General features: G+C 62.0%; 19 protein-coding genes. 12 read left to right on the plus strand and 7 right to left on the minus strand.

What is annotated here, in order from left to right; translation table 11 throughout:
* The first annotated feature begins 404 nt into the window (after positions 1-404).
* From RBB29_RS07470 to dxs, 4 genes are all read left to right on the plus strand, one after another.
* Entirely contained in the window at positions 405-1958 is a 1554-nt protein-coding gene (locus tag RBB29_RS07470) for a helicase HerA-like domain-containing protein (RefSeq protein WP_306113948.1), read from the plus strand.
* A 397-nt stretch (positions 1959-2355) separates the two neighbouring features.
* Positions 2356-2598 (plus strand): exodeoxyribonuclease VII small subunit, encoded by a 243-nt coding sequence (locus RBB29_RS07475; protein ID WP_306113949.1) that lies wholly within the window; start codon positions 2356-2358, stop codon positions 2596-2598.
* 5 nt (positions 2599-2603) lie between these two features.
* Entirely contained in the window at positions 2604-3470 is an 867-nt protein-coding gene (locus RBB29_RS07480) for a polyprenyl synthetase family protein (RefSeq protein ID WP_306113950.1), read from the plus strand.
* Between the two features lie 20 nt (positions 3471-3490).
* Positions 3491-5419, plus strand: a complete 1929-nt coding sequence (gene dxs, locus RBB29_RS07485) for a 1-deoxy-D-xylulose-5-phosphate synthase (protein ID WP_306114118.1) — start codon at positions 3491-3493, stop codon at positions 5417-5419.
* A gap of 38 nt (positions 5420-5457) precedes the next feature.
* On the opposite strand, the gene RBB29_RS07490 is transcribed toward dxs, so the two are convergent.
* Positions 5458-5850, minus strand: a complete 393-nt coding sequence (locus RBB29_RS07490; protein ID WP_306113951.1) for a hypothetical protein — start codon at positions 5848-5850, stop codon at positions 5458-5460.
* Positions 5851-5956: 106 nt separating this feature from the next.
* Here RBB29_RS07490 and RBB29_RS07495 point away from each other — a divergent pair, with 106 nt between their 5' ends.
* A complete protein-coding gene (locus tag RBB29_RS07495; protein ID WP_306114119.1) occupies positions 5957-7036 on the plus strand; it encodes a PQQ-dependent sugar dehydrogenase in 1080 nt (359 codons plus the stop codon).
* A 352-nt stretch (positions 7037-7388) separates the two neighbouring features.
* Here RBB29_RS07495 and hpt read toward each other — a convergent pair whose 3' ends face one another.
* On the minus strand, positions 7389-7931 hold the full coding sequence (gene hpt, locus RBB29_RS07500; RefSeq protein WP_306113953.1) for a hypoxanthine phosphoribosyltransferase: 543 nt from the start codon (positions 7929-7931) through the stop codon (positions 7389-7391).
* Between the two features lie 85 nt (positions 7932-8016).
* Between hpt and RBB29_RS07505 the strand changes: the two genes are divergently transcribed.
* Entirely contained in the window at positions 8017-8463 is a 447-nt protein-coding gene (locus tag RBB29_RS07505; RefSeq protein WP_306113954.1) for a type II toxin-antitoxin system RatA family toxin, read from the plus strand.
* A 90-nt stretch (positions 8464-8553) separates the two neighbouring features.
* Here RBB29_RS07505 and RBB29_RS07510 read toward each other — a convergent pair whose 3' ends face one another.
* The 4 genes from RBB29_RS07510 to RBB29_RS07525 all read right to left on the minus strand — a co-directional run bounded on the left by RBB29_RS07510 (position 8554) and on the right by RBB29_RS07525 (position 11995).
* Positions 8554-9732: an ammonium transporter gene (locus RBB29_RS07510; protein WP_306113955.1), complete on the minus strand. Its 1179-nt coding sequence runs from the start codon at positions 9730-9732 to the stop codon at positions 8554-8556.
* A 162-nt stretch (positions 9733-9894) separates the two neighbouring features.
* A complete protein-coding gene (locus tag RBB29_RS07515) occupies positions 9895-10365 on the minus strand; it encodes a CinA family protein (protein WP_306113956.1) in 471 nt (156 codons plus the stop codon).
* Positions 10362-10862, minus strand: coding sequence for a phosphatidylglycerophosphatase A (locus RBB29_RS07520; RefSeq protein WP_306113957.1), 501 nt, complete (start codon positions 10860-10862; stop codon positions 10362-10364). The genes RBB29_RS07515 and RBB29_RS07520 overlap by 4 nt, the downstream gene beginning before the upstream one ends.
* Positions 10859-11995, minus strand: coding sequence for a bifunctional 2-C-methyl-D-erythritol 4-phosphate cytidylyltransferase/2-C-methyl-D-erythritol 2,4-cyclodiphosphate synthase (locus RBB29_RS07525; RefSeq protein WP_306113958.1), 1137 nt, complete (start codon positions 11993-11995; stop codon positions 10859-10861). The genes RBB29_RS07520 and RBB29_RS07525 overlap by 4 nt, the downstream gene beginning before the upstream one ends.
* A gap of 134 nt (positions 11996-12129) precedes the next feature.
* Between RBB29_RS07525 and dusB the strand changes: the two genes are divergently transcribed.
* From dusB to RBB29_RS07550, 5 genes are all read left to right on the plus strand, one after another.
* Positions 12130-13149: a tRNA dihydrouridine synthase DusB gene (gene dusB, locus RBB29_RS07530; protein WP_371931448.1), complete on the plus strand. Its 1020-nt coding sequence runs from the start codon at positions 12130-12132 to the stop codon at positions 13147-13149.
* Positions 13146-14240, plus strand: a complete 1095-nt coding sequence (locus tag RBB29_RS07535; protein WP_306113960.1) for a nitrogen regulation protein NR(II) — start codon at positions 13146-13148, stop codon at positions 14238-14240. Before dusB ends, RBB29_RS07535 begins: the two co-directional genes overlap by 4 nt.
* Positions 14240-15601 carry a response regulator gene (locus RBB29_RS07540; protein ID WP_306113961.1) on the plus strand — a complete coding sequence of 454 codons (1362 nt, stop codon included), beginning with the start codon at positions 14240-14242 and terminating at the stop codon, positions 15599-15601. The genes RBB29_RS07535 and RBB29_RS07540 overlap by 1 nt, the downstream gene beginning before the upstream one ends.
* A 169-nt stretch (positions 15602-15770) precedes the next feature.
* Complete coding sequence (locus RBB29_RS07545) at positions 15771-17960, plus strand: PAS domain-containing sensor histidine kinase (protein ID WP_306114120.1); 2190 nt, start codon at positions 15771-15773, stop codon at positions 17958-17960.
* 7 nt (positions 17961-17967) lie between these two features.
* On the plus strand, positions 17968-19389 hold the full coding sequence (locus RBB29_RS07550) for a sigma-54 dependent transcriptional regulator (RefSeq protein WP_306113962.1): 1422 nt from the start codon (positions 17968-17970) through the stop codon (positions 19387-19389).
* Positions 19390-19736: 347 nt separating this feature from the next.
* Here RBB29_RS07550 and RBB29_RS07555 read toward each other — a convergent pair whose 3' ends face one another.
* Positions 19737-20213, minus strand: a complete 477-nt coding sequence (locus tag RBB29_RS07555) for a hypothetical protein (protein ID WP_306113963.1) — start codon at positions 20211-20213, stop codon at positions 19737-19739.
* 112 nt (positions 20214-20325) lie between these two features.
* Between RBB29_RS07555 and trkA the strand changes: the two genes are divergently transcribed.
* Positions 20326-21702 (plus strand): Trk system potassium transporter TrkA, encoded by a 1377-nt coding sequence (gene trkA / locus RBB29_RS07560; protein ID WP_306113964.1) that lies wholly within the window; start codon positions 20326-20328, stop codon positions 21700-21702.
* The last annotated feature ends 3 nt before the right edge of the window (positions 21703-21705 follow it).

Raw genomic sequence — 21705 nt, forward strand, 5'->3', positions numbered from 1 at the left:
ACTACGTCTTTGCTGCGCTCTAACATGGTGTGACGGGCGTGTCAGGTCAAAACCATCTGCCAGAACCAGCGATGTGGCGCGAAACTGCCCTCTCTGCGGGCTAATGCCAACCCCAGAAAACCGAAAAGAGGCCAGACGGCCTCTTCTCAAAGTATCTCCCTGCCGGACTGGCCGGCTTATTTGTATCGCGACGCTAGGACAGATGGCCGCAGCGGTCAACAGGCAATGATGAAAAAATGTTATGGACAAAAAAGGGCCGCACCCGAGGGCGCGGCCAGTCTGACAGGGAGGAAGTCACCCAGAGCCAAGAGGACATGAGGCCCCGGGTAGAATTTCATACTGGCAGGAAAACATTAACCGAGTATGTTCAGACCGTGAAAAAAGTAAGACAGAGGGCGAATGCGTTGGAAAATCAGGTTTTTATTGGCGGTGGTGGTGAAGGTTATTGCGAGGCGCAGGGCCTGAATCTGAAATATGCCAACCGTCACGGCCTGATTGCGGGGGCCACGGGCACCGGTAAAACCGTCACGCTGCAAATTCTGGCCGAGGGGTTTTCCGCCGCGGGCGTGCCGGTTTTCTTGTCGGATGTGAAGGGCGATCTTTCGGGGCTTGCAGCGGCTGGCAGTGCTGATTTCAAGTTGCATGACGCTTTCACGAGCCGGGCTGCGACCATCGGGTTCACCGATTACCGCTACGAGGCATTTCCCGTCACCTTCTGGGATCTTTTCGGCGATCAGGGCCATCCGGTCCGTACGACCGTTGCGGAGATGGGGCCATTGCTATTGTCGCGGCTGCTGGAACTGACCGAGGCGCAGGAGGGTGTGATGAACATCGCCTTCCGGGTGTCGGACGAGCAGGGGATGCCGCTGCTGGATCTCAAGGACCTGCAGGCGCTTTTGGTTTGGGTCGGACAGAATGCGGGCGACCTGTCGTTGCGATACGGCAATATCTCGACCCAATCGGTAGGGGCCATTCAGCGGCAATTACTGGTCCTGGAAAACCAGGGCGGCACCAAGCTCTTTGGTGAACCGGCGCTCGACCTCAAGGATCTGATGATGACTGACCCCGACGGGCGCGGGCGGATCAACATCCTTTCGTCGGACAAGCTGATGGGCGCGCCGCGGCTCTATGCGACCTTCCTTCTGTGGCTGTTGAGCGAACTTTTCGAGACACTCCCAGAGGTGGGCGACCCGGACAAGCCCAAGCTGGTATTCTTCTTTGACGAGGCCCATCTTTTGTTCGAAGACGCCCCCAAGGCGCTGGTCGACAAGGTCGAGCAGGTGGCCCGCCTGATCCGATCCAAGGGCGTCGGCGTCTATTTCATCACGCAGAACCCCGATGATGTGCCCGAGGATATCCTGGGGCAGTTGGGCAACCGGTTTCAACACGCGCTGCGCGCTTTCACCGCGCGGGACCAGAAGGCGCTGGTGCGCGCGGCGGAGACCTATCGCCCGAACCCACGGTTCGACACCGCCGAGGCGATCCGCGATGTGGGCGTGGGCGAGGCCGTGACCTCGATGTTGCAGAAAAAGGGCGTGCCGGGGATTGTCGAACGGACGCTGATCCGCCCGCCTTCGTCGAAACTCGGCCCCATTGATGCGGCGACGCGGGAGCAGGTGATGGCCGCGTCACCGCTGGCCGGGAAGTACGACGCGACAGTGGATCGCAAATCGGCTTATGAAATCCTCGCCGCCCGCGCCGAGGAGGCCGCCAAAGAGGCCGAGGTGGCAGAGGAACAGGCCGAAGAGCAATCCGCCGCAGAGCGTGAGTTCAACGCCGGAAGGCGGTACACGGGGATCAAGGTCACGCGCTCCTCCTCGCGCAAATCCGCGCGTGACGTGTCGATAGGCGAGAGCTTTGGCAAGGCCGTGACCGATGTGGTGTTGAAGGAACTGAAAGGCACTACGGGACGTCGTATTGTGCGCGGTATTCTGGGCGGGCTCTTCAAGGGGCGGTAGAGCGTTTGTGCCGCCGGTAGATCAATTTGCCTGAGCCGACCTACGGGATTGCGGAGCCGAGCCGCGCATTGACGACGCGCGCGGTGGCGATCCGACGTCGGTGGTACGCACTTTTTTGTCCGCCAAATCCGGAAATGCTCGATGTGTTGCGCTGACCTTGATCAAATCGCCGCCGCGTGGGAGCGCGGCGTCGATGCGCGGCGGCCTGCGGCTTTGATTCCGCGCGAGGTCACCAAATCCACGGGCAGTGCGGGCCAACGTGGTTCGTCGCCTATCACGTGAACGAAACACAAAAACGCAACGGATCCGTTTCACACACCAATCACCCCAACCGAATTGAACACCGCTTCTCTCACGTCTATGGTGCGCGCGAAACGTCGACCCACAGGACCAGATCATGACCGATACCCCGATTTCCGAGATGTCATTCGAAGCCGCCATGCGCGAGTTGGAAAAGGTCGTGGGCCAGTTGGAACGGGGCGATGTGGCGCTGGAGGATTCGATCTCGCTCTATGAACGCGGGGCGGAGCTGAAAAAACGCTGCGAGGCCAAGCTGAAAGAGGCCGAGGAAAAGGTGGCGGCGATCACGCTCGATGGTGACGGACAGCCCACGGGAACCACCCCGGTCGACGGCCAGTAATCCCGATGCAGGACGCACGCGCGGCGGTCGCGGCCGAGGTTCAATCGCATTTCGACACGATCCTCGCGGGTTTCGGCGATGGCGCCGTGGCGCAAGGCATGCGTTACGCCACCCAAGGCGGCAAACGCGTGCGCGCGCTGCTGGTGATGGAAAGCGCGCGGCTGCATGGCATTTCTGACGACCGGGCGATCTGGCCCGCGACGGCGATCGAGGCGATGCATGCCTATAGCCTTGTGCATGACGATCTGCCCTGCATGGATGACGACGACATGCGCCGGGGACAGCCAACCGTGCATGTGAAATGGGACGAGGCCACCGCCGTTCTGGTGGGCGATGCGCTGCACTCGCTGGCCTTCGAACTGGCCAGCCACCCGGAGGGGGCGGAGACGCCCGAGGCTCGGGCCGATCTGGTACTGACCCTTTCGCGCGCGGCGGGCGGGCAGGGGATGGTCCTGGGTCAGGCCCTTGATATCGCGGCCGAAACTGCAGAAAATCCGCTGACGCTGGATGAGATCACGCACCTGCAGGAGGGCAAGACCGGCGCCCTGATCGGCTGGGCCGCGATGGCGGGGGCGGTGATGGCACGCGCGGATGTTGCACCGCTTCGGACTTACGCGCAGGCGCTCGGGCTAGCGTTTCAGATACAGGACGACGTGATTGACGTGACCGGTACCGCCGAGGCCGTGGGCAAGGCTGTCGGCAAGGATGCCGCCGCCGGAAAGGCCACTTTTGTCTCGCTTTTGGGACTGGATGCGGCAATTACCCGCGCTCACGCCCTTGTTGAAGAGGCCTGCGATGCCCTATCTCTTTATGGTGATGACGCCGAAACCTTGCGGCAGATCGCGCGTTTCGTTATTGCGCGCAAATCCTAGCAAACGTGGGTAGATCCCAAATGTCGAACCGCCCGGAAACGCCTCTTTTGGATCAGGTCCAAAGCCCCGCAGACCTGAAACGTCTCTCGGATGCGGATCTGGGCCGTCTGGCACATGAGCTCAGGGCCGAGACCATCAGCACGGTGTCGGAAACCGGCGGGCATCTGGGTGCGGGACTTGGGGTGGTCGAGTTGACCGTGGCGCTTCACGCGGTGTTCGACGCGCCGCGCGACAAGATTATCTGGGACGTGAGCCACCAATGTTACCCGCATAAAATCCTCACCGGGCGGCGCGACCGCATTCGCACCTTGCGGCAAAAGGACGGGCTGAGCGGGTTCACCAAGCGCAGCGAATCCCCCTATGACCCGTTCGGCGCGGCCCATAGCTCGACCTCGATCAGCGCCGCGCTCGGCTTTGCCGTCGCCCGCGATCTGGGCGGGGCCTGCGAAACCGGCCATGGCGATGCGATTGCCGTGATTGGCGATGGTGCGATGAGCGCAGGCATGGCCTTCGAGGCGATGAACAACGCGGGCCACCTCAAACGCCGGTTGATCGTGATCCTCAACGACAACGAGATGTCGATTGCGCCGCCGGTGGGCGCGCTGTCGTCCTATCTCTCGCGGCTCTATGCCGGGGAGCCGTTTCAGGAATTCAAGGCCGCCGCCAAGGGTGCGGTGTCGCTCCTGCCCGAGCCGTTCCAGGAGGGTGCACGGCGGGCGAAAGAGATGCTCAAAGGCATGGCCGTGGGCGGGACGCTCTTTGAAGAGCTTGGGTTTTCCTATGTCGGGCCTATCGACGGCCACGACATGGAGCAGCTTCTGCCGGTCCTGCGCACGGTGCAACAACGCGCGACCGGGCCGATCCTCATCCATGTGACCACCAAGAAGGGCAAGGGCTATGCCCCCGCCGAGGCCGCCCGCGACGGCGGCCATGCGACTGCGAAGTTCGATATCGTCACCGGCAAGCAGAAAAAGGCACCGTCAAACGCGCCGAGCTATACCAAGGTTTTTGCCAATGCCCTGTTGGATCTGGCGGCGAAGGACGACAAGATCTGCGCGATTACCGCCGCGATGCCCGATGGCACCGGGCTGGACCTCTTTGCCGAACGCTACCCGTCGCGCTGTTTTGACGTAGGGATCGCGGAGCAGCATGCGGTGACCTTTTCCGCCGGGCTGGCCGCGGGGGGTATGAAGCCCTTCTGCGCGCTTTATTCGACCTTCCTGCAGCGCGGATACGATCAGGTTGTGCATGACGTGGCCATCCAACGCCTGCCGGTGCGGTTCGCGATTGACCGTGCGGGGCTTGTGGGCGCTGATGGGGCCACCCATGCGGGCAGCTATGACGTGGCTTATCTGGCCAATCTGCCCGGTTTCGTGGTGATGGCCGCCGCCGATGAGGCGGAACTTGTGCATATGGTCGCCACAGCCGCCGCGCATGACCAAGGCCCGATTGCCTTCCGCTATCCGCGCGGCGAGGGGCAGGGCGTCGAGATGCCCGAGACCGGTGTGCCGTTGGAAATTGGCAAGGGCCGGATCATTTCCCAAGGCTCCCGCGTGGCGCTTTTGTCTTTCGGCACCCGCCTGGGCGAGGTACAAAAAGCCGCCGAGGCGCTGAGCGCGCGTGGCCTGACCCCAACGATTGCCGATGCGCGGTTCGCCAAGCCGCTCGACGAAGAGATGATCCTGTCGCTGGCGGCCGGGCATGAGGCGCTGATCACCATCGAAGAGGGCGCGATTGGCGGCTTCGGCAGCCATGTGGCGCAGCTCCTGGCGGAGAACGGCGTTTTTGATAGCGGGCTGAAATACCGCTCCATGGTCCTGCCCGATATCTTCATAGATCAGGCCAGCCCCGAAGACATGTACCGTGTTGCCGGTCTCGACGCGGCGCAGATCGAGGCGAAGGTGCTTGAGGTGCTGGACATCGCCCAGATCGGCGACCGGCGCGCCTGACATCCTCAGGCTTCCGTGCCGTGGCGCCCTTTTTTTGTTCACTGGGGCGGGCCGCAATCCAGCTCTATTTCAACGACGCCATCTGCGCTTCCCGTTGGTGAGTGTACCCACAGGAATAACTCGCCGTGTCGCAGCACTTTGTCGTTCGGAAGGTCTTCCACCTCTCCATGGGCGAAACCGTCATGGGCCTCTATCCCGATCTGGTCGGGCAACTCGATATAGACCGGCATATATCCATAGCCGACATGTGAGAAAGTGAGCCTTACGTTCGTACCGCTTGGCAAATCAACGGTGGTGCCGTCAACAAGAACGCCAGTTTCATCGTGCAGCGTCTGGCAATTGTAACGCGGATCAAAGACAGCTGATGAAGATTGCGGAAGGCACAGGATGAATACTGCAACTGCAAGGCATTTGGTGATGGGGGTTAACATAAGGTACTTACCGTTTCATGGCTGCCATTTCGACCAAACCGACCTACATTCCCTATCACGTATGGCTGAAAGGGGCAAAGAAACGGTGCTGAGACTGTCAACGGCAATGACGCTGCTGTGTCTGGCAATTGTTCATGCCGGCCCGGCATTTGCGCTGAACACCAGTCAGGGCAACGTGACCCTGACCAAAATGGCCGAGGGGCTTGATGCGCCCTGGAGCTTTGGGTTTCTGCCCGACGGCTCGGTGCTGATCACGGAACGTGACGGGGCGCTGTTGCGGCTGACCGAGGCGGGCCTGCATGAGGTGTCGGGCGTGGCGGAGGTCGCTACACGGGGGCAGGGCGGGTTGCTCGACGTGATGGTCCCGCGCGATTTTGCCACCAGTCGCGAGATCTTCCTGAGCTATTCCAAGAAACAGCCCGACGGAGCCGGAACCGCGGTAGCGGTGGCGCGCCTGTCCGACGACGCGCAAGGGCTTGAGAGCTGGACCGAGATTTTCGACCTGACGCCCGGCTCGTCTGGCGGGCGGCATTTCGGCAGCCGCATTGTCGAGGCTCCTGATGGCACGCTTTTCATAACAATCGGAGATCGCGGGGACCGCCCCTCGGCGCAGGATCTGAGTCGCGAAAACGGCTCGGTCATCCGGATCAACCGGGATGGGTCTATCCCCGTGGACAACCCTTTTGTGGACGACCCCGCTGTGCGGCCAGCGATCTGGTCCTATGGGCATCGCAACCCGCAAGGCGCGGGGTTGGACCCGGACGGCAACCTCTGGGTCAGCGAACATGGCGCGCGGGGCGGTGACGAGGTGAACGCGGTGCGCAAAGGCGCCAATTACGGCTGGCCGGTGATCTCTTATGGCCGGCATTATTCCGGCGCCAAGATCGGTGAGGGCACCGCCAAGGATGGTATGGAGCAACCAGCCTTTTACTGGGACCCGTCGATCGCCCCCTCGGGCCTGATGGTCTACTCAGGCGCCCTCTGGCCGGAATGGGAGGGAGACATCTTTGTGGGATCGCTCAAGTTCGACTACATCGCCCGGTTGGATGGCGCGCCGCTGACGGAGGCAGAACAACTGATGTCGGCAGAGACGGTACGGGTGCGAGATATTCGCGAAGCCCCGGACGGATCCATCTGGTTCCTCAGCGCAGGCGACGGCGCGCTTTATCGGCTGGCACCAGGCTAGGCTCAGGTTCTCTGCCTGGTCACGCGGCTTGCGAAGGTTTGGATCAAGAGAGGAATGGCAGCATTGCGGACAAGACTGCCGTTCGGCTTTCGTCCCGGCGCGGAATCAAGGCCGAAGGCCGCCGCGCGATCGCCAGACCGCCCGCAAGGGCTGGCGATTTGGAGAGGTTGCGCAACGAATTGAGGTTCTTCGGACTTGGCAAAGATAAAGCGCGTTTGACGACGGTTGATCGCCATCCCGCGGTCTGGCAATCCCGCGGCTTTGGACCAGAATGGAGACGGACGCCTTGGACTCGAAACCGGTAATCACCATGGTTGCGCCTTGAGAGACATCGTGTGACCGACCCATGGCCTCAGCCATCAGTAAACCGTACCTTGCCGATGCAGGGCAGGTTGCGGTTGCGTTGTGCAAAGTCGATGCCGTAGCCGACGACGAATTCGTCCGGAATTTCGAACCCGATCCAATCGGCCTTTATGTCCGCCTCGCGGCGCGATGGTTTGTCCAGAAGGGCGATGGTCCGCAGTTTGCGCGGATGGCGGCTTTCCAGCAGGTGCAGCACATGGGCCAGCGTGTGCCCGGTATCGACGATATCCTCGACGACCAGCACATCGCGCCCCTCGATCTCGCCGCGGATGTCCTTCAGGATGCGCACCTCGCGGCTGCTCTCCATCGCGTTGCCATAGGACGAGGTTTCAAGAAAATCGACCTCGACATCCATGTCGAGTTCCCGCACCAGATCCGCGATAAAAACAAAGGAGCCGCGCAAGAGCCCCACGACGACCAATTTTTCGCAACCGGCAAATTCCGCTTTGATCTCTGTCGCCAGGTCCTCGATCCGCGCGGCGATCGACTTGGCCGAGATCATCTGGTCGATCACATATGGTCGATCCGCCATGACACACCCCTTGCACTTTTCCCGCTAGTCTATGAAATAGCGCGCTACTGTCACGCCAAAATTCGCACCATAAATCGAAGACCAAATGCCCACCCATTCCGAGACCCGCCGACTGCCCTTTGACGCACAGCAGATGTATGACCTGGTGGCCGACGTGGCGCGATACCCTGAATTCCTGCCGTGGACGGCCGCCGCGCGGGTGCGCTCGGTCACGCCGCAGCAGGACGGGAGCAAGGTGATGGATGCCGACCTGGTCATCAGTTTCAAGCTCTTCCGCGAACGCTTCCGCAGCCGGGTTGTCTTGTGGCCCGAGGACCTCAGGATCGACACCGAATACCTCGATGGCCCGTTCAAGCACATGAAATCCAACTGGGCCTTCACCCCCGCCGAAGATGGCTGTGACGTGTCCTTCTTTGTCGATTTTGAGTTTCGCAACAAGCTCCTACAGAAGGCGGCGGGCCTTTTTTTCTACGAGGCGATGCAGCGTATCGTGCGGGCCTTCGAGGCGCGCGCCGAAGAGCTTTACGGCTGACCACCCGGTCCCGGGATACGCTCGCCCCTTGGTCCTAAACGCAAAACGGGCCCGCGAATGGGGCCCGTCTCCGCCGTGACGTGAAATCGCTCAGCTTGTCATGTCATAGGCGCGTTCGCCATGCACGGTCAGGTCAAGACCGTTGGTTTCGGTCTCCAGATCGACGCGCAGCGGAGTGATGAGCCCAACGAGTTTGACCAAAACCACGGTCACGATGACGGTAAAGGCCCCCACAATCGCCAGCGACCCAAGCTGTGCGGCCCAGCTTCCGGCACCGAAGGCGGCGATCATGATCGTCCCGAAAATGCCGCCAACGCCGTGCACCGCGAAGACGTCCAGCGTATCGTCAATCCTGAGCTTCTCGCGGATCAGGTTGACCGCCTCCTGACAGAGGACACCCGCGACGGCGCCGATGATCAGCGCCTCGACCGGGCCGACAAAACCGCTGGCGGGGGTGATCGAGGCGAGGCCCGCGATCGTACCTGTCACCATGCCCACGAGGGACGCCTTGCCGAACTTGATCCGCTCCCAGAGCGCCCAACTGAGCGAGGCGGTGGCCGCAGAGATATGCGTGACCGTCAGCGCCATCGCCGCCCCGCCATCGGCGGCCAGTTGCGAGCCACCATTGAAGCCGAACCAGCCGACCCAGAGCATTGCCGCGCCGACCATGACAAGGCCGGGGTTATGCGGCGGGGTGGTGCGGTTTGCGCGCGGGCCAAGGAAGACGGCAATGACCAGCGCGGCCAGACCCGCGGTTTCATGCACGACGATGCCGCCCGCGAAATCCCTGACGCCGGTTTCGCCGAAGATGCCGCCATCCGCCAGGAAGCCACCGCCCCAGATCCAATGGGTTACTGGCGCGTAACAGGTCAGCATCCAGAGCGCCGAGAAGAGAAGCACAAAGCCAAAGCCGATCCGCTCCACGTAGGCGCCGACAATCAGCGCCGGGGTGATGATCGCGAAGGTCATCTGGAAGGCAAAGAACAGCACCTCCGGCAGGGTGCCGAACAGGCTGTCGGCGGTGACGCCCGCAAGGAAAGCCTTGCCCAGCCCGCCCCAGACCGCATTGCCGTCCCCGAAGGCGATCGAATAGCCGAAAGCGAACCACAAGACGCTCATCAGGCAGGCAATGGCGTAGCACTGCATGAAAACGCTCAGCACGTTACGCGCGCGGACAAGTCCGCCATAGAACAGGGCCAGCCCCGGCAGTGTCATGAAGAGGACAAGGGCGGTGGCAACAATGATCCACGCGGTGTCTGCTCCGTTCATTTGATTTCCCCTCTGTGCATTGTTTTTGATCGTTTCGGCGGTGTGATCGCCGAATTTCCGGGCGCAACAAGAAGGGGGGTGGGGATTATCCAACCGTATCGGCTTTTTCAGGGTAAAATGCACAGCAAGCAGGCAAATTTTGCCGCTTTGCCTAAATTTGCGTCAGTATGTGTCTGTCGCGTCTGCCAGCAATTTCAGCGCGTGGGCGACGCTGGCCTGCCGCACCTTGTCGCGGCCCAGGGCGCCGAAGTCGATTGTCTCTGCGCTGGCGGTCGTGGCCGTTGCAATCCCAAAACACACGCGGCCTTCCGGCTTGAAATCAGACCCGCCCGGGCCTGCGATCCCGGTCACGGATACGGCGATATCTGCACGCGACTGTTGAAGGGCGCCGCTTGCCATTTCGACCGCGGTTTCCTCGGAGACGGCACCATATTCCTCAATCGTCCCCTCGGAAACACCAAGATGGCGAATTTTGGCTTGATTAGAATAGGTTACAAACCCACATTCAACCACATCCGAGGAACCGGGGATATCGGTGAGGGCGGCGGAGACCATGCCGCCGGTGCAACTCTCGGCGAGGGCGAAGCGCAAGGATTTCGCGCGCGCCGCTGCAAGGAGTTCGGCCGGGTTCATAGTGCGAGGATCCCATGGGCTGCCCCGGCCAAGAGGGCCACGCCGATGGCCGCAAAGAGCCCGGCAATCACGTCATCCAGCATCACCCCAAGGGCGTCGCCCCGTCGGTCGGCCCAGCCGATGGGGCCGGGTTTGAGGATGTCGAAAAGCCTGAACAGCAGAAATGCCGAAATCCAACCGGGCCAGAGGCTCAGGATATCGGCATTCACATGGCTTGCGCCGAGCGATAATGGCAGGATCGCGATCCATTGGCCCGCGACTTCGTCGATAACGATCTCCGAAGGATCGCGATCTTCTTTTCCTTTTGTTTCCAGTGACGTGGCCCACCATCCTGATGTAAACGCCGCCACAATGCCAAGAAGCAGAAGTGGCGTTCCGCCGATGGCATGCAACACCCATCCCACTGGCAACGCCGCAAGCGATCCCCAGGTGCCTGGCGCAGGGCGCAGATGTCCGACATAGCCGAAGGTTGCGATGGCTTGGGTCAGTCTGCTCATCGACGGATCAGGGTTGCGATGGCCTGGGCGGCGATACCTTCGCCCCGCCCGGTGAAACCCAGCCTTTCGGATGTGGTGGCCTTGACCGAGATCCGGTCAACCTCAACGGCGGTGATGTCTGCGAGGGCTTGGCGCATCGCGTCCGCATGCGGCCCGATCTTGGGGTGTTCGCAGATCAGCGTGACGTCCATATTGCCGATCTCGAAGCCTTTTTCCGTTGCAAGGTCAGCCGCATGGCGCAGGAAGATATGACTCTCGGCCCCCTTCCATTGCGGGTCGGAGGGCGGGAAATGGCGGCCAATATCCCCCTCCGCCAACCCGCCATAGATTGCATCGGTCAGCGCGTGCATGCCCACATCGGCATCGGAATGCCCCTGCAGACCGCGATCATGCGACACCTTCACACCACAGAGCATCACATGGTCGCCGGGGCCGAAACGATGCACGTCATAACCTGAGCCTGTCCGTATATCCATCTGACCTCGCAATGTTTTTTTGGCGCGGGCAAAGTCTTCCGGCCCGGTGATCTTGAGGTTGTCTTCGTCGCCTTCGACCATCGTTACCTCAATCCCGGCCGCGCGGGCGACCTCCACATCGTCGGCGGCGCCGCCCGCGTGATTTCGGTGCGCGGAGAGAATGTCAGTAAAGGCGAACCCCTGGGGGGTCTGCGCCCGGAAAAGGCCCGCACGATCCTGCGTGCCGGTCACGGTATCCCCGTCCCCCCGCCAGAGCGCATCGGTGACAGCAAGCGCCGGGGCAACGGCACGGGCAGGCCCCTCGCGCAGCGCCGCGACGATCTTTGAGATCAGCATCTGGCTGACGCAAACCCGTGCTGCGTCATGGATCAACACGTGATCCGGGGCCGCGTCGGTGAGGGCTTCAAGCCCGTTGCGGACGGATTGCGCGCGGGTTGCACCGCCATGGACGACCTTGATGCGGTCTGTCGGTTCAAAATGCCCGGTATCGTCGGGGTGCAGTACCAAAACAACCGGACCGATCTCGGGCGCAGACAGGAAAGCATCGAGCGTTCGATCGACCACGCGACGACTAGCCAGCATCTGCCATTGTTTGGGCAGATCCCCCCCGGCCCGGGTGCCACGCCCTGCGGCAACGATGATGGCGGCTGTGCTCATGGTTCTTGATTACGGCGCGGCGAGAATAAGCGCAATGGTAGGCATAAGTGCACAAAAATTAGGCATATGGATACGCCACGCATATCAATCGGGCCTGTAATCGTTGTGAAATCGGGGGTAGGTGCCTAAAACACATGTGTTGCACAAGGATTAGGCATTTGACCCTACCCGTAACCAAGGCGTCCGATATACCCGCTGTTCTGCTGGCCCCGCTGGCGGGAATCACCGATTTGCCCTTTCGCTCGCTGGTCTCCGGCTTCGGCGCGGGCCTCGTGGTGAGCGAGATGGTCGCCAGTCAGGAAATGGTGCAGGCGAAGCCGGGGGTGCGCGAGAAGGCGGAGTTGGGTTATGGCATTGCCAATACGGCGGTGCAACTTGCGGGTCGGGAGGCGCATTGGATGGCCGAAGCCGCACGCATGGTCGAAGCCAACGGGGCTAGGATCATCGACATCAACATGGGGTGTCCGGCCAAGAAGGTGACCAGCGCGAGCGGGGCGGGGGCAAGCGGATCGGCCTTGATGAAAGACCTCGATCATGCGCTGACGCTGATCGAGGCGGTCGTTGGCGCAGTTGATGTGCCGGTCACGTTGAAAACCCGGCTTGGATGGGATGACAATTTGCTGAATGCGCCCGAACTCGCGCGCCGCGCGGAGGATGCCGGTGTGCAGATGGTCACGATCCACGGGCGCACCCGTTGCCAGTTCTACAAGGGAGCCGCGGATTGGGCGGCGATCCGGGCGGTGAAGGCGGCGGTTAGCATTCCGGTGATCGCCAATGGCGACATTACAGATGTGGCCAAAGCGCGCGAGGCGTTGCGCCTCTCCGGCGCGGATGGGGTGATGATCGGGCGGGGCGCGCAGGGACGACCCTGGAAACTGGCGGAGGTGGCCCATGCCTTGGGCGGTGGTACTGCGCCGGAAATCCCCGAAGGCGCCGCGCTGGCCGATATGATTTGTGGTCATTACAGCGCGATGTTGGATTTTTACGGGGCTGAATTGGGCAATCGCGTCGGGCGCAAGCACCTCGGCTGGTATCTCGACGATGCCGGTACCGGCGTGGAGATGCGCAAGCGCGTGCTGACCTGCCGCGATGGGGATGAGGTCCTGCGCTTGATCCCCGAGGCCCTTGCGGATCGCGAGAGGGTGGCGGCATGAGCGCGATGGATGACGCGATCTGGACCTCGCTGCCGGTGCCGGCGCTGATGCTGGACGAGGCCGACCGGATCGCGCGGATCAACCCGGCGGCGGAGGGGTTCCTCATGTCCTCGGCTCGCGCCCTGATCGGTCAGCCGGTCTGGGACCGTCTGGCGGTCGATGCCCCGCTCGAAGAGGCCTTGGACCGCGCGCGCCGTCATGATGCGCCGCTTTTCGTCAATGACGTGGATGTGGGGACGGGCGACCGTGCGCCGGTGCAATGCACGTTGCAGATCGCGCCCCTGGCCGGGCAGGCGGGGAAGATGCTGCTTCTGATTTCGCCACGGGAGTTGGCGGGGCGGGTCACGCAGAACATCTCGGTCAAATCTGCCGCGCGTTCGGCCATCGGGATGGCCGAGATGCTGGCGCATGAAATCAAGAACCCCCTCGCGGGGATCACCGGCGCGGCGCAGCTTTTGTCGATGGGCCTCAAGGCGGATGACCTGGAACTGACCGACCTGATCGTCAGTGAAAGCCGTCGGATCGTTTCGCTCCTGGATCAGGTCGAGCAATTCGGCAATGTCAGCGCCCCGGCGCTGCAACCGGTGAACCTGCATGATGTGCTGGACCGTGCGCGACGCTCGGCGATCGTCGGGTTCGCGGCGAAGATGACCGTTGTGGAAGAGTATGATCCCTCGCTGCCGTTGGCGCAGGCGGACCCGGATCAGCTTCTTCAGGTGGTGCTCAATCTCCTGAAGAACGCGGCGGAGGCGGCGGGCGATGCGGGCGGGCGGATCATCTTGCGCAGCTATTATGAACAATCGCTCCGGGTGCGGCGCGACAACGGCGCGGGGCGATCCCTGCCGCTTCAGGTCGAGATCGAGGATGACGGGCCGGGTCTGCCCGAGGATATCGCCGAAGAGGTTTTTGAGCCCTTCGTCTCGGGCCGTGAAAACGGCACCGGGCTGGGGCTCGCGCTGGCGGCCAAGATCCTGTCGGACCATGGCGGCTGGATCTCGGTCAGTTCGACCCCGGGCAAGACGGTTTTCCGGATCTCCCTGCCGCGCGCCGACGAGGCACCGGCGGGACATGATGACAAGGAGCAAAGCTGATGGATGGCACGGTACTGGTCGCGGATGACGATCGCACGATCCGAACGGTTCTGACGCAGGCGCTAACGCGGGCGGGGTGCAAGGTCCATGCCACGTCAAGCCTCACGACGCTCATGCGGTGGGTGAGCGAGGGCAAGGGCGATGTGGTCATCAGCGATGTGATGATGCCTGACGGCAATGGGCTCGAGATGCTGCCCAAGATCGCCGAGGACCGGCCCGGCCTGCCGGTGATTGTCATCTCGGCGCAGAACACGATCATGACCGCGATCAAGGCCAATGAAGCCGATGCCTATGATTACCTGCCCAAGCCCTTTGATCTGCCGGACCTGATGAAACGCACGGCGCGGGCCTTGGACGTCTCGGCGCGGACCCCGAAGAAGCGCGATGCGCCGGATGCGCCGGAAGAGCTGCCACTGATCGGGCGGACGCCTGCGATGCAACTGCTCTATCGCGTGGTGGCGCGGGTGATGAACACCGATCTGCCGGTCCTGATCTGCGGCGATTCCGGGACGGGCAAGAGCCTGATCGCCCGCGCGATTCATGACTTCAGCGACCGGCGCACCATGCCCTTTGTCACGGTCACCCCGGGCGATCTTGTCGATCTTGAGGGGCCGACCAAACTGATGGCGCGGGCGCGGGGCGGCACGATCGTGCTCGAAGAGATCGCTGATCTCGATGCCGAGGCGCAGGGCCGGGTGGTGCGGATGATGGATGCGCCCGGGGATGGTCAGCCGCGGTTCATGGCCACCACGCAGATCAGCGGGTCGGCGGCGATGCAGGCCGCGGGGTTGCGCGAAGACCTCTACTACCGGCTGGGCGGTGCGGTGATTGACGTGCCGTCGATGCGCGACCGGGTGGATGACATTCCGCTGCTGGTGTCGCATTTCCTCGGGCGCTCGGAGCGGGACGGGATGGGCGCGCGGTCGATGTCGGACGACGCGCTGGAACTGATGCGCAGCTATGTGTGGCCCGGGAATGTGCGACAGCTTGAAAACGCCGTGCGGCGGATTGCCCTGACCGCGCAGGGCGAAGAGATCACCCGCGCCGAGGTCGAGGCGATGTTGAGCACGCAACCCGCCGCGCAGCCGGTTTTGGGCCAGAGCGATAGCGAAAGCCTGTCGGAATCAGTGGGCCGCCATTTGCAGCGATACTTCGATCTGCATGGTGAAATGCTGCCGCCTGCGGGGCTTTATGCGCGAATTCTGCGAGAAATCGAACATCCGCTGATTGAAATCTCGCTGGATGCCACTGGAGGAAACCAGGCTAAGTGTGCCGATTTGCTGGGGATCAACCGAAATACCCTGCGTAAGAAGATTACAGAGCTTGATATTCGCGTGACACGCCGCCGCAAGTTGATGTAAAACTGCAACATAGCTGTGGCTATTCGGGGGCAGGCGCCCGCAAGGCCACCATATGTAGCGGGGTGCAACTGTGTGCACCTCAACTGGATGAGGGCAGCCCGTGGCAACGCGGACACGCAGGATAACCTGGGAAAGTCTGAGCCGTCTGAGGCGGCTGCGGCGGTTGCAGATGGCCGCGACCTTCGGGCTGGTGATCCTGGGGCCGGTGCTGGCGATTGCCACCTACCTGGTCATGGGGCCGCTCGATCAGGGCGCGTCGACCAACGTGCTGCGCAGCGTCCTTCTGGCCGATATGGTCTATGTCATCATCGTCGCCGCGCTGATCCTGCAACGGGTGGCGCGGATGGTGGCGGATCGGCGCAAACGCTCCGCCGGATCGAAACTGCACCTGCGCCTGACCTGGGTCTTCGCGATCATGGCGCTTCTGCCGACGATCACCGTCGCGGTTTTTGCCACGCTCAGCGTGAACATGGGGATGGAGGCGTGGTTTTCCGACCGGGTGGGCCGGGTGGTCGACAGTTCCGTGGCCGCCGCGCAGGCCTATGAGGAGGAGCATCGCCGCGACCTCATCACCGATGCCCGCGCGCTGGCATCCTTCCTCAACGCGACCAAACGGGCCGTGGTGTTCATGGACGATGGCGATATCCGCAAGGTTCTTTCCGAGGGGCAGCAAAAGATCCAACGCGGGTTGCGCGAGGCCTTTGTGATCGACGGTACCGGCGATCTGCGGTCGCGCGGGGAGCGGTCGTATCTTTTCGATTATGAGCAGCCCACGTCGATGCAGATTGCCACCGCGCTGGAGGAGGGCATCGTCATCATCCAGGACTGGGACAACAACGAATTCCGCGCGCTGATGCCCCTGACCGAAATCCCCGACCGGTTCCTTTACGTGAGCCGCAATGTCGATGGCGACATCCTGAACCTCCTCGACGAGACGCAGGAAACCGCACGGTTCTACAAGCAACGCGAAAGCGAGCGGGGGCGGGTCCTGTTTGAATTCGGGCTGGTGTACCTCGGCTTTGCGCTGCTCCTGATCCTTGCCGCGGTGTGGCTCGGCATGCTCTTTGCAGAGCGCCTCTCGCGCCCGGTGGGCCGTCTGACCCTTGCGGCGCAACGGGTGGGTGAGGGGGATCTCGACACCCAGGTGCGCGAGGAGGAAGGCGATGACGAAATCGCCATGCTGGGCACCTATTTCAACCAGATGACCCGACAGCTCAAGGGGCAGCGCGACACGCTTCTGACCAACACGCAGCAGATCGAGCGCCGCCGACGGCTCTTTGACTCGGTCCTGGGCTCGGTCTCTTCGGGGGTTGTGGGGCTCGATGCGAAGGGTCGCGTGGCGTTCGTGAACAAGGCGGCGGAACGCTTGCTTGATTGGCACGAGGATCAGCAATCCCTGTCGCTCAGCGTCGCGGTGCCCGAATTCGGCGCGCTTTTCGAGCGTCTGCGCGGCAGTGCCAGCGGTTTCGTGCAGGAAGAGATCAAGGTCTCGCGCGGCAAGCGGCAAGAAAACCTGCTGGTCCGGATGTCCAAACGCCTGAACGAAGAGGGCAAGCGCGAGGGCTATGTTGTGGCCTTTGACGATGTGACCGATCTTGTCGCTGCACAGCGGATGGCGGCCTGGGGCGATGTGGCCCGGCGGATCGCCCATGAGATCAAGAACCCTCTGACGCCTATTCAGCTTTCGGCGGAGCGGATCAAGCGCAAGTTCGGCCGCCAGCTCGATGAAGAAAACGCCGCAAGCCTTGAACAACTGACCGATGTGGTGGTCCGGCAAACCAACGATTTGCGCCGGATTGTCGATGAGTTCGCCAAATTTGCGCGGATGCCCGAACCCGAGACCAAGGAAGAAAGCCTGAGCCGGCTTCTGAAAGAGGCGGCGCTTCTGCAGGAGGGGGGGCAGCCAGACGTACGGTTTGAAACCAATTTCTGCGACGATGATCTGCTGGCCGAGGTGGATGCGACGATGATCTCGCAGGCGCTGACCAACCTCATCAAGAACGCGGGCGAAGCCATTGAAAGCCTTCAGGAAAAAGGTGCGCCGGACGGTCATGCGCCGACGATCCGGGTTAGCAGCGCAATAGAGGACGGTATGGCCGTCCTGCGCATCTCGGACAATGGAATCGGCCTGCCGCAGGACCGCAGTCGCCTGTTTGAGCCCTATGTGACGACGCGCGAGAAGGGCACCGGTCTGGGCCTGCCCATCGTCAAGAAGATCATCGAGGAGCATGGCGGTACGCTGGAGCTGGACGATGCCGACCCCTTCGGCCCGGATGCGCGAGCGGGCGCGATGGCCGTCATTAAACTACCCCTGCTGGCGCAGGCGGAAACCCAACAACAAGACAAACAAGCGGTGTGAGGAAAAGATGAGCGATATTCTGATTGTCGACGACGAACGGGACATTCGCGAGCTGATCGCGGATATCCTCGAAGATGAAGGATACGGAACCCGGCTGGCGGGGAATTCGGACGACGCGATGAGCGCGATCGCCGACAGCCAGCCGGCGCTTCTGATCCTCGATATCTGGCTGAAAGACAGCAACATGGATGGGATCGACATCCTCAAGGCGGTCAAACGCGACTACCCGGAGGTGCCGGTTGTTATCATTTCGGGGCACGGGAATATCGAAATCGCGGTCGCGGCGATCAAGCAGGGCGCCTATGATTTCATCGAGAAACCCTTCAATATCGACCAGTTGATGGTGGTGATCCGGCGCGGCATGGAAACATCGCGCCTGCGCCGCGAAAACACCGAACTCAAGCGCCGCGACACGGCACCCGCCGAGATGCTGGGTGAAAGCGCGGCCTTCCGGACGTTGGTCAGTCAGCTCGATAAGGTGACCAAATCGAATGGCCGGGTGATGCTGACCGGGCCCGCGGGCTGCGGCAAGGAATTGGCGGCGCGCTATATCCACGCCAATTCGAACCGCTCCGAGGCGCCCTTTGTGGTCGTCGGCTGCGCGTCGATCGAAAGCGACCGGATGGAGGAGGTGCTTTTTGGCCGTGAAGGCGAGGACAGGGGCGTGGAGCCGGGTCTTCTGGAAGAGGCCAATGGCGGCGTGATCTATTTCGACGAGGTGGCGGATATGCCCTCGGGGACGCAGTCGAAGATTCTGCGGGTGCTGGTGGATCAGACCTTCATGCGCGTGGGCGGATCGGAAAAGATCGAGGTGGACCTCAGGGTCATCTCCTCAACCAATCGCGATCTGGAGGCCGAGATTGCCGCTGACCGGTTTCGCCGGGAGCTCTATCATCGCCTCAACGTCGTGCCGATTGCCGTGCCGTCGCTGGAGGAACGCCGCGAGGATATTCCGCAACTGGCGGCGCATTTCATCGAGATGTTCAACCAGAGCCAGGGCCTGCCGCTGCGCCAGGTGAGCAGCGAGGCGGCGGCGCTTTTGCAGACCATGAGTTGGCCGGGCAACGTGCGGCAGCTTCGCAATGTGATCGAACGGGTGTTGATCCTCGGCGATGACAGCGACGAGATCGAGGTGCGCGAATTGCCGGGCGAAAGCGAAGCCACGCCGGAAGAGGGCCGCGTGGTCCTTTCAGGCTCGATCGCAACCCTGCCGCTGCGCGAGGCGCGCGAGGCATTTGAACGGGAATACCTGCTGACGCAGATCAACCGGTTTGGCGGCAATATCAGTCGGACGGCGGAATTCGTCGGCATGGAGCGCAGTGCGCTGCACCGCAAGCTCAAATCCCTAGGCGTGGTCACAAGTGCCAAGGCGGGAAATCGCGTCGCCCACGTGAGCGAGGCGGAAGAGGCGGAACCGGCGGAAAGCTGATCTTTGGCGATGCTTTTCCGACCTGTGATTGAAAAAATGCAATCGGGTTTTGACTTACTCGCGCCAAGGTAGTATTTTGCTGGAAAGTACCATATGTACTGAGCAGCAAAAACGGCCTATGATTATGTTAAGCGCCCAGCTTTATGAGCGCGATAATTTGTTGGTTTGCGCGTATTGAAGAAGGAAAAGGATTTAGACGTTAACGGTTTTCCAAGCCACCACTCACGGTTTTGACTGCGGGGCTTTTGTGGACGATCTCTACTTTACCAGCGGTACAGACAGGCGGACGAAGGCGTAACTTCGGCCTTTCCAAAGTAAATGAGCGGGCTGACCACCCTCGGGGCGGGCTATTGCGTGCCGGGTGTCACGATCTGCCAGCGACCGGATTTAAGCCGGATGGCACAGGATTGCGCGGTAACCGGCGGCAAGACCTGCGTGGCGCGCAGGGTTGTGGCCCGCGTTGTGGCCGTGTCGCAGCGTTTGATCTTGGTGCGGACATAACCCTTGTCGGCCATACACTGTTCGGTAACGCGGGTGCGCAACGACAGGTTGGCGTCATAGCTTTCATACCGGCCCGGTGAGATCAGGCGGCGATGCCAACTGCAATGCCCGACCGCATGGCAGACCTTGTAGTTCTGATAGGTCGGCGGGATGTAGCGTGTGCGGATATCTGCCGGAACCTGCCGCAATGCCGTCGTCTCGCAGATTGTTTCGTCACGATCCATCTTGGCGACGGTTTCCCCTTCTTTGTAATAAAGATGCAAGGGAGTGCATCCCGCGGCTAGAATGCAGGCGGCGATCAGGGTTTTTGTACGGTTTTTCATGGCTTTACTCGTATTTGACAGATAACAGGCCGGGCCGTCAGCGGGACAAAGCAATTGACCACGCATTTCCCTTCTGTCATGCAACACCTTCAGAGAGGATGAGGCAAGACGTATGAAGGTCATCATCTGCGGTGCCGGCCAGGTAGGCTGGCAGATCGCCCGCCATCTGTCTGGCGAAAACAACGATGTCACGGTGGTCGACAATAACCCCGATCTGGTCCGCCGGGCCACGGATACGTTGGATGTGCAGGGCATCACCGGTTTCGCGTCCTATCCGGACATCCTGGACCGGGCGGGGGCGCGCGACGCCGATATGGTGATTGCCGCCACCTATTCCGACGAAGTGAACATGGTCATCTGCCAGGTGGCGCATTCGGTCTTTGCGGTGTCGCGCAAGGTGGCGCGCCTGCGCAGTCAATCCTACCTCGATGCGATCTATTCTGACCTTTACCGGCGCGATCACATGCCGATCGACGTGGTGATCAGCCCCGAGCGCGAGGTGGCCCAGGCAGCGTTGCAGCGGTTGGCCTCGCCCGCGGCCTTTGACACCGAGACCTTTCTTGGCGGCAAGGCGCAGCTCATGGGCCTCAGGCTTGATGAGGACTGCCCGGTGGTCAACACGCCGCTGCGGCAGTTGAGCGACCTGTTTTCGACCCTGCGGGTGGTGGTGCTCGCGGTGCGCCGCGAGGGGCGGCTTTTCGCGCCGGAGGCGGGCGATCAGCTTTTTGTCGGCGACGAGTGCTATGTGTTCGCCCCGGTCGAGGATATTCCGCGCACGCTGGAAGTTTTCGGCAAGACCGAGTTCAAGCAGGAGCGCATCGTGATCGTGGGCGGCGGCAATATCGGCCTTGCCGTGGCCCGCGCGCTTGAAGAACGTGGTGGACGGATCCGGGTCAAGGTCATCGAGCGGAGCCGCAAATGCGCCGAGCTGGCCGCCGATGCGCTGGAACGGACGATTGTGCTCAATGGCGACGGGCTTGATTCGTCGCTCCTGAACGAGGCCGGGATTTCCCGCGCCGATGCGGTCCTTGCGGTCACCGATGACGACAAGGTCAACATGCTCTCGGCGGTGCGGGCCAAGGCCGAAGGGTGCCCTTTCGCGATCTCGCTCATCAACGATCCCACGCTGGTGCCGCTGATGAGCCCGCTTGGCATCGACGCCCATATCAACCCGCGCGCTACGACCGTCAGTTCGATCTTGCGCCATATCCGCCACGGCAAGGTGCGCGGTGTCTATTCCATCGGCGATGCCGAGGCCGAGGTGATCGAGGCCGAGGTCATGTCGACCTCCAGCATCGCCGGATCCGCCATCCGCGACATCGACTTCCCCGAAGGCGTTCTGGTCGGCGGGGTCATGAAGGATGGCGAAGTCTTCAAGCCTACCGGCGGGCTCAGGATCGAGGCTGGTGATGTGATCGTCCTGTTTGCGCTGTCGTCCGATGTGCCCATGGTCGAGCAGTTGCTCCAGGTCTCGATTGATTTCTTCTGATCC

Origin of the sequence: Roseovarius sp. MMSF_3359, from assembly GCF_030733385.1 — a bacterium.
GTDB lineage: Bacteria > Pseudomonadota > Alphaproteobacteria > Rhodobacterales > Rhodobacteraceae > Roseovarius.

Bases quoted from the DNA above. Each gene is read 5' to 3' on its own strand.
- RBB29_RS07495 (WP_306114119.1), top strand. From the start codon at position 5,957: ATGACGCTGCTGTGTCTGGCAATTGTTCATGCCGGCCCGGCATTTGCG.
- RBB29_RS07535 (WP_306113960.1), top strand. From the start codon at position 13,146: ATGAGCGCGATGGATGACGCGATCTGGACCTCGCTGCCGGTGCCGGCG.
- RBB29_RS07480 (WP_306113950.1), top strand. From the start codon at position 2,604: ATGCAGGACGCACGCGCGGCGGTCGCGGCCGAGGTTCAATCGCATTTC.
- trkA (WP_306113964.1), top strand. From the start codon at position 20,326: ATGAAGGTCATCATCTGCGGTGCCGGCCAGGTAGGCTGGCAGATCGCC.
- hpt (WP_306113953.1), bottom strand. From the start codon at position 7,931: ATGGCGGATCGACCATATGTGATCGACCAGATGATCTCGGCCAAGTCG.
- RBB29_RS07505 (WP_306113954.1), top strand. From the start codon at position 8,017: ATGCCCACCCATTCCGAGACCCGCCGACTGCCCTTTGACGCACAGCAG.
- RBB29_RS07520 (WP_306113957.1), bottom strand. From the start codon at position 10,862: ATGAGCAGACTGACCCAAGCCATCGCAACCTTCGGCTATGTCGGACAT.
- RBB29_RS07510 (WP_306113955.1), bottom strand. From the start codon at position 9,732: ATGAACGGAGCAGACACCGCGTGGATCATTGTTGCCACCGCCCTTGTC.
- RBB29_RS07515 (WP_306113956.1), bottom strand. From the start codon at position 10,365: ATGAACCCGGCCGAACTCCTTGCAGCGGCGCGCGCGAAATCCTTGCGC.
- dxs (WP_306114118.1), top strand. From the start codon at position 3,491: ATGTCGAACCGCCCGGAAACGCCTCTTTTGGATCAGGTCCAAAGCCCC.
- RBB29_RS07525 (WP_306113958.1), bottom strand. From the start codon at position 11,995: ATGAGCACAGCCGCCATCATCGTTGCCGCAGGGCGTGGCACCCGGGCC.
- RBB29_RS07555 (WP_306113963.1), bottom strand. From the start codon at position 20,213: ATGAAAAACCGTACAAAAACCCTGATCGCCGCCTGCATTCTAGCCGCG.
- dusB (WP_371931448.1), top strand. From the start codon at position 12,130: ATGTGTTGCACAAGGATTAGGCATTTGACCCTACCCGTAACCAAGGCG.
- RBB29_RS07545 (WP_306114120.1), top strand. From the start codon at position 15,771: ATGGCCGCGACCTTCGGGCTGGTGATCCTGGGGCCGGTGCTGGCGATT.
- RBB29_RS07550 (WP_306113962.1), top strand. From the start codon at position 17,968: ATGAGCGATATTCTGATTGTCGACGACGAACGGGACATTCGCGAGCTG.
- RBB29_RS07540 (WP_306113961.1), top strand. From the start codon at position 14,240: ATGGATGGCACGGTACTGGTCGCGGATGACGATCGCACGATCCGAACG.
- RBB29_RS07475 (WP_306113949.1), top strand. From the start codon at position 2,356: ATGACCGATACCCCGATTTCCGAGATGTCATTCGAAGCCGCCATGCGC.
- RBB29_RS07490 (WP_306113951.1), bottom strand. From the start codon at position 5,850: ATGTTAACCCCCATCACCAAATGCCTTGCAGTTGCAGTATTCATCCTG.